The 12541-nt window shown below is 46.3% G+C and carries 11 protein-coding genes; 4 read left to right on the forward strand and 7 right to left on the reverse strand.

The window, feature by feature from the left end; all coding sequences use genetic code 11:
• Positions 1–144: 144 nt before the first annotated feature.
• Complete coding sequence (locus DHBDCA_RS13665) at positions 145–1083, reverse strand: CorA family divalent cation transporter (protein ID WP_242824923.1); 939 nt, start codon at positions 1081–1083, stop codon at positions 145–147.
• Between the two features lie 169 nt (positions 1084–1252).
• On the opposite strand from DHBDCA_RS13665, the gene DHBDCA_RS13670 reads away from it, so the two are divergent.
• The gene (locus DHBDCA_RS13670; RefSeq protein ID WP_015044821.1) at positions 1253–1891 is read left to right on the forward strand and encodes a putative ABC transporter permease; all 639 of its coding nucleotides are present in this window, start codon (positions 1253–1255) and stop codon (positions 1889–1891) included.
• 35 nt (positions 1892–1926) lie between these two features.
• On the opposite strand, the gene DHBDCA_RS13675 is transcribed toward DHBDCA_RS13670, so the two are convergent.
• The 5 genes from DHBDCA_RS13675 to queD form a co-directional block, all read right to left on the reverse strand.
• A complete protein-coding gene (locus DHBDCA_RS13675) occupies positions 1927–3675 on the reverse strand; it encodes a phospho-sugar mutase (protein WP_015044822.1) in 1749 nt (582 codons plus the stop codon).
• Between the two features lie 13 nt (positions 3676–3688).
• Complete coding sequence (locus DHBDCA_RS13680) at positions 3689–5293, reverse strand: glucose-6-phosphate isomerase (RefSeq protein WP_015044823.1); 1605 nt, start codon at positions 5291–5293, stop codon at positions 3689–3691.
• 224 nt (positions 5294–5517) lie between these two features.
• Positions 5518–6177 (reverse strand): 7-cyano-7-deazaguanine synthase QueC, encoded by a 660-nt coding sequence (gene queC / locus DHBDCA_RS13685; protein WP_015044824.1) that lies wholly within the window; start codon positions 6175–6177, stop codon positions 5518–5520.
• Between the two features lie 4 nt (positions 6178–6181).
• Entirely contained in the window at positions 6182–6850 is a 669-nt protein-coding gene (gene queE / locus DHBDCA_RS13690) for a putative 7-carboxy-7-deazaguanine synthase QueE (protein ID WP_015044825.1), read from the reverse strand.
• Positions 6851–6856: 6 nt separating this feature from the next.
• Positions 6857–7282 carry a 6-carboxytetrahydropterin synthase QueD gene (gene queD, locus DHBDCA_RS13695; RefSeq protein WP_015044826.1) on the reverse strand — a complete coding sequence of 142 codons (426 nt, stop codon included), beginning with the start codon at positions 7280–7282 and terminating at the stop codon, positions 6857–6859.
• A 271-nt stretch (positions 7283–7553) separates the two neighbouring features.
• Here queD and DHBDCA_RS13700 point away from each other — a divergent pair, with 271 nt between their 5' ends.
• Both DHBDCA_RS13700 and DHBDCA_RS13705 read left to right on the forward strand, forming a co-directional pair.
• Complete coding sequence (locus DHBDCA_RS13700) at positions 7554–7751, forward strand: DUF1653 domain-containing protein (protein ID WP_015044827.1); 198 nt, start codon at positions 7554–7556, stop codon at positions 7749–7751.
• A gap of 15 nt (positions 7752–7766) precedes the next feature.
• The gene (locus DHBDCA_RS13705; RefSeq protein WP_015044828.1) at positions 7767–9404 is read left to right on the forward strand and encodes a putative manganese-dependent inorganic diphosphatase; all 1638 of its coding nucleotides are present in this window, start codon (positions 7767–7769) and stop codon (positions 9402–9404) included.
• A gap of 1 nt (position 9405) precedes the next feature.
• Here the strand turns inward: DHBDCA_RS13705 and DHBDCA_RS13710 are convergent, their stop codons facing one another.
• Positions 9406–10305, reverse strand: coding sequence for a DUF445 domain-containing protein (locus DHBDCA_RS13710; RefSeq protein WP_015044829.1), 900 nt, complete (start codon positions 10303–10305; stop codon positions 9406–9408).
• 300 nt (positions 10306–10605) lie between these two features.
• On the opposite strand from DHBDCA_RS13710, the gene DHBDCA_RS13715 reads away from it, so the two are divergent.
• Complete coding sequence (locus DHBDCA_RS13715; RefSeq protein WP_015044830.1) at positions 10606–12501, forward strand: ASKHA domain-containing protein; 1896 nt, start codon at positions 10606–10608, stop codon at positions 12499–12501.
• Positions 12502–12541 lie beyond the last annotated feature (40 nt).

Consider the following 12541-nt stretch of genomic DNA (forward strand, 5'->3'; position numbering starts at 1 on the left):
ATTCTTTCAATTACATTGCAATAACATAAGATTATCTCATTAAGTCTTCTGTTGGGAGAATCTTCTACAGAATGTAAAAAAAACAACCTAAATGGTTGTTTTTTCTCAATGAATGGATTTGGTTTTCCATGCGTGCATCGGATTTCATCTCAGCCAGTGTTTACGCCAAAACAGGATAAGTACTGCTGTCACAATCAACACGGATACACCGAAAAAGAGCGGCATCCCCAAAGGCGAGTGAATCAGCGGCATTGCTTCAAAATTCATTCCAAAGAAAGAGGTAACCAGATTAATCGGCAGCAGGATCGTGGCCAGAAGCGTCAGGACTTTCATAATATCATTGGCCCGGTTGTCAATGGCCTGCTGGTAGGCTTCCATCAGGATTTCAATCAGCTCATGGGTCTGCCGTGCATTTTCAAGTTTCTGCTGGGTATCGGCAACCAGGTCTTTCCACGATGGTTTCCCCTGATCATGATTATCCATGGCTGCCAGTCTGCTGAAAATCGTCTGATGTGCATTCAGTGACTTCTTTAATCCGAGTATTTTTTTGTGAAGGTTGATAATTTCACTTCTTTGCCATCTTTCAGGAGTTTCCAGGATATTTTCTTCAATCCGGTCCACATCATCTTCCAGTAATTCCAGCTGGCGCTGATGGTGTTCCAGTATTTCCATGCCGAGGAGCTGCGCCAGATCGGAAGGTGTCGTAAGCAGCCCTCTCCGGGCCCAGTCATTGATCTGCGGCAACTCAAGCCGGTCATTGCGCAATATCGTCATATCATTCGCCGACAGAAAAAAGTAAATCGCAAATTCTTTAGTGTCATCAGCAAAATCGCTGTAACCAATAAAAAACAGAGAAGGGTGCAGACGTTCAAATCTTTGATTAAAGCTATTCCCCTGCGGATTCAGGTTTCCCAGAACACGGTCGATCCCTGCAGATCCGGCAGATGCCAAGTGCCCGTTCAGGAGCTTCCATTCCTCAGCAGCGAAGAGGGTTATGCTAAACTTTCCCTCTGCCAGAATCTGTTGTGATTCTATTTCTTTTAGGCCCTCCGGAGAGACAAAATAGTGTTGCAAGCCCTTCACCTCCATTCACTTAACAATTCTCTGTAAACTGATCATTCGGATAACCACGGTTATATCATTCTTACAATTTATGTAATGAAATGCTATAATTAATTCCAGATTTTTGATTTTCCAAATTTCTTGTTGAATGCCTCCTGTATCACATTACCTAACGTTAGGAGCGTTTGATATGAAGAAAACACCCTATCATTTTCACAAAATGGTTTGGCTATTTTTTATTGCTTCTATCCTTGGTTTTGTTTTTGAATCCATCTACTGTTTTATTCTGCATGGATATATCGAAAGCAGGTCAGGTCTGATTTATGGTCCTTTCAGTCAAATCTACGGTTTTGCAGCCGTTATTGTTATTTTGCTGCTGCAAAGAACAAATTTCAAAAATAAATGGTCCTTATTTTTTATAAGCGCTTTTATAGGATGCTTGTATGAACTTATCTGCAGTCTGATACAGGAATATGCTTTTGGTTTTATATCCTGGGACTACAGTTATTCTATGCTCGATATACTTGGCAGGACATCGCTGGTATACTCATTTTTCTGGGGAACCTTGGGCGTTGTCTTCATTAAGTATATTTACCCATTTATCAGTAAAAGAATCGAAAACTTTCCCATGAAGATGAGTACCCTTGTGACATGGATTGTCATTCTATTCATGACCTTCGATTTATCCATTTCGGCCGCTGCCGTATTCAGGGCAAACCAAAGATACGACGGCATCCCACCGACAAATTCCATTCAGACTTTTTTAGACCGTTCTTACCCTGATTCGTTCATTCACCAGGTATATCCGAACATGGTTCATGTATCGTAATTGTTCATTCCTGTCTTTGCTGTAATCTACCATAATCAAACCATCAGGTCATTAATCAGGGCGAAGACTTCCGCTTTGACACGGGCCAAGGTAGCATCCGCTTCAGCTCTGGTAGAACCTTTGATACAGAAATAAAAACGTATTTTTGGTTCCGTGCCGGAAGGTCTTGCCATGACATAGCCTCCCCCTTCAAAGGAAAAGCGAAGCGCATTCTCCCGAGGAAGATTGGTTTCTTCCGTCTTTTTCTCCAGCGCATCCCATCGGACATTTTGCTGATAGTCATCAATAAACCGTACGCTGAGCCCCGCGACAGAAAGCGGCTTTGCCGTCCGCAGTCTGTCCATTACAGCGGCAATCCGTTCCCGGCCTTCTTTGCCGCTCAGCGCAAAAGCGACCTGTTCATCGAGGAAAGTGCCGTAACGCGCAAAAAGTTCCGCCAGTATATCCGGCAAGGTTTTGTTCTCTATCTGCTTGTAATACAATGCCGCCTCAGCCAGCAGCGCAGAAGCCTGGACTGCATCCTTATCTCTGGCATACGTACCGGCCAGGTAACCATGGCTTTCTTCAAAGCCAAACAAAAATGTCCCCCCGCCCTGTACGTCCATCTCTTTGATCTTTTCTCCGATATATTTAAAGCCGACCAGCACATTCACTGTTTTGACGCCAAAATCAGCTGCAACTGCTTCGGCTAGGTCCGTAGAGGCTATCGTCTTGACGATCACGCCATTGTCCGGCAGTCTGTGGTTCCGTCTTCTTTGATCCAGGATATAATACGTCAGGATTACGCCAATCTGATTACCGGTAAAACGGCAATATTGACCATTTCTGTCCAGGGCATATGCTCCGAGGCGATCTGCATCCGGATCAGTGGCCAGTACCAGGTCCGCCTGTGTCTTCTTTGCCAGTGTTAAAGCAAACGCAAACGACTCCGGGTCTTCCGGGTTCGGGGATTTCACCGTCGGGAACTCCGGATCAGGTTGTTCCTGTTCTGCAACCATCCGGAAAGCCGTAAAGCCCATTTTGTTAAGAATGCTTTGGACAGGCCTGCCGCCGGTTCCATGAAGCGGCGTGCAGACAATGTTCAGCTTTGTACCGTAAGTTTGCGTTAGTTCTGTATTCAGCAGACTATGGAATATCTCAGCCTGATAGGCAGCATCCACCTGATCTCCGACCATCTGGACCATCCCTTCCTCCAGGGCTCTGGTTCGGTCTGCCGGCACAATCCTCCAGTCTTCTCTTTCAGCCATCTTGGTAATGATCTGCTTAGCAGGAGCAGGCGGCAGCTGCCCGCCATCCTCCCAGTAGACCTTATAGCCGTTGTATTCCTTCGGATTATGGCTGGCCGTGATATTTACGCCGGCAATTGTCCGCAGGTACCTGACAGCAAATGAAAGCTCAGGCGTCGGCCGCAGACTTTCAAACAGGTAGACTTTAATCTGATTCACTGCCAGTACCAACGCTGTTTCCAGCGCAAAATCTTTGGAAAAATAGCGGCTGTCATACGCAATGACAACCCCTCGCTGACACGCCTCCGGTCCATGCTCCAAGATCGTGTCGGCCAGCCCCTGTGTAACTTTGCGAATAACATAACGATTCAGACGATTGGTTCCTGCGCCGAGAACCCCTCTGATGCCGCCGGTCCCAAACTCCAGCGTCGTATAGAACCGGTCCTCCAACTCCTTCAGATCGGTTATTTCCGCCAGTTCCCTCCTGCTGAGCTCGTCAAAGTAATCATTTTTCATCCAAAATTTCAAGGTATCGTCATATTTTTGCTCTGAATACATGTTACTTTTCTCCTCACTGTTGATCAGACGCAACCTGGTATAAAGCCTCAAATTCACTGCCGCTCTTTTGACTTATAATCCTGTTTCCCCGATTCGCTTCAAGATGCTTAAGAATCTTATAGAGCATTTCGCGGTCTACTACAGACCCGTCTGCTTCAATTTCCAATGCAATTTCTTCAACCGTTAATCCTCCAGTTTTACACGCCCTTAGAACACGCAGGGCCAGGTTCTTTAATTGAATCATTTCCTGCGCACCTTTTTTAGCCATTTCTACAGCCGGTTGGTGATAAGCATTAACATGCACAAGCTGGGCATACATACTCACCGTACGTTCGTATAGGGCAATTAATACTCCGATCGTTACGGGGCTGAGGTCTCTCACTGTCAGCGTAATTGATTTTCGGCCCTTGTTTGACAGGGCATTCCTCGTCCCGAGCAGAAAAGCCTGCAAATAATCACCACTGGTGCTTTCCTCGGCAATCTGGATTGAGTCTCCATCCCTGTCCTTCAGTACTTCTATGAAGGTCACAAAAAAGTTACCGGGCCCATCCAGCAGCTGCTGGATATAGGAATGCTGATCACTTGTTCCTTTATTTCCGAGTACTGTAATTCCCTGATGGACAATATTTCCGTCCAAGTCCTTTTCTTTTCCCAGAGACTCCATGATCAATTGCTGAAGATATTTCGGGAAAAGCTCCAAACGGTCTTTATAAGGAAGGATAACCATCTGCTTCCCGCCTTTGCCTCCTGTCAAGACGTACCACGCCAAGGCAATCAGGGCAGCAGGATTGTTTTTCGCATCTGGATTCCTGGTCAGAGCGTTACACTTCTTAGCTCCATCTAAAAGACCGCTAATATCAATCCCCTGTAAAGCCAGCGGCAGCAGCCCCACAGCAGACAAGACAGAAGTCCGCCCGCCAACCCATTCCCAAACCGGGAAAGCGTCCAGCCAGTCCTCTTTCATCCGGATCTGATCCAATCCGCTTCCTGGCTGAGTGATACTGACCGCATGACGGCTGAAGTCCAACCCCCGGCTTACGTAAAAATGACGAACTTCTTCCATTCCGTTGCGGGTTTCAACCGTGCCGCCGCTTTTGGAGATTACGATCGTTAATGTTGCATCCGCCTTAGCATCCAGCTCAGCAAAAATACGGTCCATACCGTCAGGATCTGTGTTATCGATAAAGTACAGCGAACACGGATCACCTTTCTTTCCGAGTGCCTCGGAAACAAAACGCGGTCCTAAAGAAGATCCACCAATGCCGACAACAATGACGTTCCGGAAAGGGCGTCCTTTTTGACCACATATAGTACCCGCATGAACATCCTGCGCAAAGTATAGAATACGGTGCAGGGTATCTTTGATTGCCGCGCCTATTTCCGGCTGCGGAGCTAATTCAGGATCACTCAGCCAATAATGCCCAACCATCCGCTGCTCGTCCGGGTTGGCAACCGCTCCCTGTTCCAAGGCCTGAATCTGGCAATACATGTCCTGCAGGCGTATTTCCATATCATCCAGATACGTATCCGAAAATCCTGAACGGCTAACATCCACTTGGATTCCCAGTTCATCATCAAAATAAAAGTATTCCCGGAATTTCTGCCATTGTGACGTCACAATGCAATCACCTCACCCGCTGGTAATGATACTCTACCCTGGACATTCCGATTCTATACCTCGCACGATGTAAGGCATAATATTTTAATTATAGCTGAAATGAATGAAAAAGTATTGCGCAATTTGTCGTGTCAAACAGCAAATAAAAGGTTGCTGCCTAATGATCATTTTCATTGTGCAGCAGCCTTATCTCATCTTGTCCATGGTTTGATTTTCAAGCTCATTTATTTCACTCCGCTGCAATATCTTTGATATCCCTCTTTCCGCAGCAGGCAAGCAGGGCATTCCCCGCACCCATCCCCTTTAATACCGTTATAACAGGTCAACGTCTCTTCTTGAATAATCGGAAGCACACCGAGATCGTCAGCCAGTTTCCAGGTTTCCGCCTTGTCGACCCACATCAGAGGGGTATGAATCACAAATTCGTAATCCATGGCGAGATTAAGGGTTACATTCAGGGACTTAACAAAAATATCCCGGCAGTCCGGATAACCGCTGTAATCACTCTGCGAAACGCCGGTAATCAAATGTCTTATTCCCCTCTGTTTGGCAAATATAGCTGCAAACGACAGAAAGAGCATATTCCTGCCATCTACAAATGTGTTTGGCAGCCGGTCGCCCGGCAGATTTTTTTCAACTTCAATCTCCGGCCTGGTTAATGAATTCGGTGCAAGCTGATTTAATAAACCGAGATCTAGCAGATGATGCTCAATCTGATGCTTAGCACATATTTCTCTGGCACAATCCAATTCCAGCCGGTGTCTTTGCCCATAATCAAAGGACAGGGCGACGACTTCTGTAAATAACTGTCTGGCCCAAAAAAGACAGGTCGTACTGTCTTGTCCGCCGCTAAAGACGACCAAAGCTTTTTCTTTTTTTTGCATGAGCTTATACTCCTCTCTTTTCCGGATCCCAGATCACTTTATGTAGCTGGAGCTGCAGGCGCACCCCCTCCATTTTATGCTCGATCATAAATTTAACGATCTCAGATGGCGCAATGTGTGCAAAAACAGGACTGATAAATACCGCAGTTTTCTTGATCAGGCCGTAGGTACTTATGATTTCACGCGCTCTTGCCAGGTCGCTTTGATCGCCAACCACGAATTTCACGGCATCCCGGCATGTCAAAAGCTCAAAATTCGCTAAAACCATCTTTTCCTCCATACCGCTCGAAGCAAGCTTGTAATCCATCGTAAATCCGGGACGGCGGTTAGCCTCTGTGCAAAAGGGCTTCAGGCTGACGCTGCCATTCGTTTCAATCTCGACGGAAAGTGCCGGATCCTGGCACAGCAAGTCGGTCAGGGCTGCAATACCGGGTTGTATCAACGGCTCCCCGCCTGTCAGCGTGACGTTCTTTATACCTGTGGCCAGGATCTGTTTATAGAGATCCGCTCCCGTCATTTCCCGGTAAGAAACATCCGCTTCATTAGCCCAGCGGGTGTCACAGTAAGTACATTGCAGATTGCACCCCGCAAATCTGACAAAAACAGCCAGTTCTCCTGCTCGCGGTCCTTCCCCGTTAATGCTTGAAAAAATTTCTGCAACTCTGTATTTCATCTTAAATCACCGTCTGCCTTCGTAGACCGCGCAATTCGCGGGCGTTTCGAACACACTAACCCTGGTCATTTGATATCCTTTACCGGCCAAAGCCTCGTAAAAGCACCTGGCAAAATTTTCGGCTGTTGTCCTGAAAGGCACCTCAATGACCCGGAAACCGTCCCGAATAAGATGTTCCAGCGTACTTTTTTGCAGCGTTCCGTCTTCCACAAGCAAGGCATGATCGTAGTCATCCGCCAGCTGCCTGAGATCCGCTTTCAGCTGGCTAAAATCAACAATCATACCCCTGGCTTCTCCTTCATCTGCGAGTGTTTCAGATTCAATTTCCACAACCACTCGCCAGCTGTGGCCATGAATGTTCCGGCACTTGCCTGGATGGCCTGCCAGAAAGTGCGCGCTGTCAAAACCGCTTTCCACCTTCAACATGTACATATCATGCAACCTCCCCAAGAAACAAAAAAAGAGCTACTGCTCTCCAAACAAAAAACTACCCAAGACGGTAGTGGTCCTAGTTTTGTTTAGAGACAGGATGGATTTCGAACTGTCTTTATTTTATTCATAAATTAAGCATATCATGCCAACGCTGATCTGTAAATGAGCTTTGTTAGTATTTGGGGAAGACGGCTTTTGAAGATTGCTTCTTTTGAATTTACACTTTTTATTATACAATGATAGGATAGCATTTGTTGCTGGAGGTATCCGAATGCCAAAATATAAGCATTTTAAAGGCGGAATTTATGAAGTTCTCTTCACCGCCATTCACTCAGAGACCGAAGAAAAATTGGTGATTTATAAAAATTCGGAAGGAATTATTTTTGCACGGCCTTATGCAATGTTCTTTGAAAATGTTCTAGTGAACGGAGAACTTGTCCCCAGATTCGGGGAAATAGATTCGGAATAAAGAGGAGGATAAAGGATGGATAAATTAGTATTTGTCACCGGTCATAAGAATCCGGATACAGATTCCATATGTTCTGCAATTGCCTACGCGGAACTTAAAAAAAAGCTCGGCGTGAATGCTGTGCCCAAAAGGCTCGGCGATATTAACCGGGAAACTGAATTTGTTCTGAAGCATTTCGGCGTCGAAATTCCGGAACATCTTTTTACAGTCAAAACCCAGGTGGCAGATTTAAACGTTGATCAGGCTTTTCCCGTATCATCGGATATTTCAATTAAAACAGCCTGGCACCTTATGAAAAAGAACAATATCAAAACGATTCCCGTTATTGATGATCATGAGCGGCTTTTAGGAATTGTAACCCTATCCGATATTACCAATAATTATATGGATGCCTTGGACAACAACACCATCGCTTCAACGAGAACGACCCTGCGCAATATAGCCGAAACGCTGAATGCGACATTGATCTGCGGTTCCCAAGAAGATTTCGAGACGACCGGCAAGGTTGTGGTTGCTGCTGTTGAACCCGATGACTTGCATTCGTTTGTTGAGCCGGGTGATATTGTGATCACAGGAAACCGGCTGGATATCCAGTTGAAAGCTCTGGAATACGGTACCACCTGCCTGATCCTCACCTGCGGCGGGGATCCGTCACAGGAGCTGATCGAAGAAGCCCGCAGCAGGAATATTGTTTTGTTGACGACTCCGATTGACACCTATACGACCGTAAGACTGGTGAATCAGAGCATACCGGTAGGTGCCGTCATGACCAGCCAGAACCTTATATCGTTTAACATTGATGACTTTATTGATGATATTCAGGATAAAATGTTAAAAACCAGATATCGGAGCTATCCAATTGTTGATGACAATAACCGGATCCAAGGATTTATCTCCAGATATCATCTGATTTCACAGAGAAAGAAAAACGTAATTCTGGTGGATCACAACGAAAAATCCCAGACTGTCAATGGCATTGAAGAGGCAGAAATCCTTGAGATTATCGATCACCATCGACTCGGTGATATTCAGACGGCCAGTCCGATTTTCCTTCGTAACGAACCGGTAGGCAGTACCTCGACGATTGTTGCCAATATGTTTTTTGAGATGGGAATTCGTCCTTCGAAGAGCATCGCCGGAATTCTTTGCTCCGCCATCCTGTCCGATACGCTGAAATTCAAATCTCCGACCAGTACCTACGTCGACAAGATGACGGCCGAAAAGCTGGCAGAAATAGCCGGGATTGACGATATGGACAAGTACGCCAATCAAATGTTCAAAGAAGGCTCTTCTCTGCAGGGAAAAACACTAAAGGAGATATTTTATCAGGATTTTAAAGATTATACCTTTGGCAAATACAGGGTTGGAATCGGGCAGGTCTTCACCATGGACAGGGAAAAGATCTCGGAGATGGAAGATTCGCTGATTGCGTTCATGAAACAGCTTTGTGCCGAAAAAGGCTACCATTTGCTGATGCTTTTTGTGACCGATATTCTTGACCAGGCCTCAGAAGTCTTATTTTCCGGAGAAGAAAAAGAATTAATCTCGCTTGCTTTTAACGTTGATCTGGGTGAAAACAGCGTCTGCCTGCCCGGCATCGTTTCCAGAAAGAAACAGGTTGTTCCTTTAATTTCAGCGGCTGTTGACAAATGATTTATTTTAACAATAAGTTCAACAGCCCAATCACGAAACCAATCAAGGCTCCCAGATTAACAACGGCGTTCAGCTCGTTTTTCATTACCGAAAGCACAAGTCTCTCAATCTCCAGAACATCCATATCATTTACCTTTTTTTCGACAACACCGGCTATATCAAACTGTTTGATATAGCCTCCAAGCTTTTTCTGCACGAATACCGAATAGATTCTGTCAACCATACCGGTAAGATGTTTCTCCTCAATCTCAATTTTTTGCATGAATGTCGCTAAGGGCTGATTCTCAAGAACCGCCAGTTCTTCTCTCACGATTGACCGGATCATGTCCTGACCGTTTTCCTGGATGTATGCATCTACCTTTGCTCCGATCGGAGAAGCCACGGACGCAATCAATTGGTCATTGACCATCAACGCGAGCATCGTCCCATGGATCTTTTCCTTAATTGCTCTTCTGCCCTCCCGTGCAATGATTGTCCCGATATCCATCCTGGAAACTCCGGACATGATCTTGCTGCAAATGATGTTTTCGGCTTGTTCTCTCAGAACCTGATAGGCATCCTGTGAAACAAACCCAGCGAAGATATTTTTTAGAGTATGATGCTCATCCATTTCATAAAGTGAGCTGCCAATTTCCTGAACGATTGCGTTTTTTATGTTTTCTGACAAGAACATATTCTCTACATCTTTACTGGTTAAAAGGTTGTTCCCGACCGCATTGCCCAATGCTTTGGCAAGCTGCCCCTTTCTCTTTGGAAAAATGCCGGGAGTAAACGGCAATGTCCAATTCCCAATTTTAATCGGGTTGATGGGCCGAAAGAGCATCTTAACCGCAATGTAGTTTGTGACATAACCGATTATAGCGCCGATAATCGGGCCTGCTGCAATTTGAATTAGATTCATTGATGATTCTCCTCTGAATAAATTGGAATAAATAAGTACGGATTCGCAATACCAATGTATATTTTAGCGATTATTCAATTATTTGTATAGCTATAATTGTACAGCTATAATTGTTGACAAACAAAGGGAATTTGACGTATACTTCTTATATACCCCCTCGGGGTATTGGGCTGCGTTCTATACCATTTGAGGGTACCTCACCGAATCCATATCAATATTATTTCAATCAATGAAGAACATTGCAGCGGGGATAAATACCAGTAAAGAAATACACTCAATAACTGGGGAGGGTTTCAGCAAATGAGTCAGGATAAACATCGTTCCAAGATGGTGAAAATGGTCAATGTCACTTTTCAAAAATCCGCCTGCCAAGCGGACGAATGCGTCGGGAAAGTTCCATCCGGCAGTACCATACTTCAGGCGGCAATCACTGCCGGCGTAGATCTTCATAGCGCCTGCGGCGGCAAAGGAACCTGCGGCAAATGCCGCGTCATCCTGCCCCCGGAAGACCGTACTGAACCGCTGCCGGAAGAAAAAAAATTCTTAAGTGCTGAACAAATTGACGCTGGTGTTGTCCTGGCCTGCAAACGAACTGTCGAATCCGACAGGCAGATCATCCTGATCGAACAAAAAGATGTGTTTGACCGCAAAACACGACTTGAAGATGACAACCGTGTCTTTGAACTTGTACCGCTGGTACACAAACATGCTGTACACGTGAGTGTTCCAAGCACTTCAGATCAGCGTTCCGATTGGGAACGTTTGGCCGCAGGACTTCCCGCATCGGCTGCTTCGCTGCGTTTTAACCGCGGGATTGCTGCCAAATTGCCCAGAATTCTGCGTGATGCTTCTTTCCAGGTTACGGCCGTTACTTCCGGAAATGACCTGCTGGCTGTCCAATCCGGAAATACGCTGGACCGGACCTTCGGCTTGGCCATTGACATTGGAACTACGACCGTAGTGGCCTATTTGATGAATTTAAACAACGGAAAAGTTATTGCACGTGAGGCAATAACCAATCCCCAGCAGGGAGCGGGAGCTGATGTCATTTCCAGAATCACCTATGCCTCGGATCACCCTAACGGTTTGGTCCAATTGCAGACACAAGTTGTCGAAGGTTTAAATCAGATCATCGCCAATATGTGCAGGCAGAAAGGCATTGCCCTCGAGGAGATCTACCAAGCTGTTGTCGTCGGCAATACTACAATGAGCCATTTATTCCTCGGTATTGACCCGACCTATCTGGGCCCTGCACCTTTTATCCCGGGCTTCCGCCAGTCGGTCACTGTCAAGGCTTCCGAGCTGGGACTCCGGATTCTAAGCGATGCACCAGTCACCGTCCTGCCGATTGTCGCGGGCTATGTCGGTTCCGATACGGTCGGTGTCATGCTTTCGGGGCAGATTGACCAATTGAAAGGCATTCATCTCTTTATCGATATCGGAACGAATGGGGAAATGGTTTTAGCTGGAAAGGGAAGGATTCTGACCTGTTCTACTGCAGCTGGTCCGGCCTTTGAAGGTGCCGGAATTAAATTTGGCATGCGGGCTGCCGACGGAGCAATCGAACGCGTTAAGATCACGGACGACGTGGAACTTGAGGTCATCGGCAAAGAAAATGAATCTGTACGCGGCATCTGTGGTTCCGGTTTGATTGATGCAATTTCCGAAATGCACAAAGCCAGGATTATCAATTCGCAGGGACGCATCATCGACCACGCAAGCGCCTCGGAACTACCACCGGCACTTCGGGACAGAATCCTGAATGACAATGGGATTCGAGAGTTTGTCCTGGCCTGGAAAGAATCGGCCACTGGGGAAAATATCACGATCACCCAAATGGATATCCGCGCACTTCAGCTGGCCAAAGGTGCCGTGCTCGCAGGGGTCCGGATCCTGATGATCCATCTCGGTGTCAAACCGGACGATCTTGAAATGATTCATTTGGCAGGTGCGTTTGGCAACTATATCGCCAAAGAAAGCGCCCTTGGCATTGGCCTCCTGCCGCAGGTCCCCGCCGAAAAAATCCAATCCATTGGCAACGCTGCAGGCAACGGTGCCCAGATGGCCCTGCTTTCGACCATTGAAATGAGCAGAGCAGATCGTCTCGCCCGGGATGCCGAACATATCGAGCTGTCCACCGAAGAGCTTTTCCAGGATGAATACATGGAATCTCTCGCTTTAGGACAGCGTTATTGATGTAAAACTATATACCTGTATATACGCTTATTCACAATTG

This window comes from Dehalobacter sp. DCA, from assembly GCF_000305775.1.
In the GTDB taxonomy this organism is placed as follows: Bacteria; Bacillota; Desulfitobacteriia; order Desulfitobacteriales; family Syntrophobotulaceae; genus Dehalobacter; species Dehalobacter alkaniphilus.

Coding starts and splice junctions, on each gene's coding strand:
- DHBDCA_RS13670 (WP_015044821.1), top strand. CDS start 1,253: ATGAAGAAAACACCCTATCATTTTCACAAAATGGTTTGGCTATTTTTT.
- DHBDCA_RS13675 (WP_015044822.1), bottom strand. CDS start 3,675: ATGTATTCAGAGCAAAAATATGACGATACCTTGAAATTTTGGATGAAA.
- queC (WP_015044824.1), bottom strand. CDS start 6,177: ATGCAAAAAAAAGAAAAAGCTTTGGTCGTCTTTAGCGGCGGACAAGAC.
- queE (WP_015044825.1), bottom strand. CDS start 6,850: ATGAAATACAGAGTTGCAGAAATTTTTTCAAGCATTAACGGGGAAGGA.
- queD (WP_015044826.1), bottom strand. CDS start 7,282: ATGTACATGTTGAAGGTGGAAAGCGGTTTTGACAGCGCGCACTTTCTG.
- DHBDCA_RS13700 (WP_015044827.1), top strand. CDS start 7,554: ATGCCAAAATATAAGCATTTTAAAGGCGGAATTTATGAAGTTCTCTTC.
- DHBDCA_RS13705 (WP_015044828.1), top strand. CDS start 7,767: ATGGATAAATTAGTATTTGTCACCGGTCATAAGAATCCGGATACAGAT.
- DHBDCA_RS13710 (WP_015044829.1), bottom strand. CDS start 10,305: ATGAATCTAATTCAAATTGCAGCAGGCCCGATTATCGGCGCTATAATC.
- DHBDCA_RS13715 (WP_015044830.1), top strand. CDS start 10,606: ATGAGTCAGGATAAACATCGTTCCAAGATGGTGAAAATGGTCAATGTC.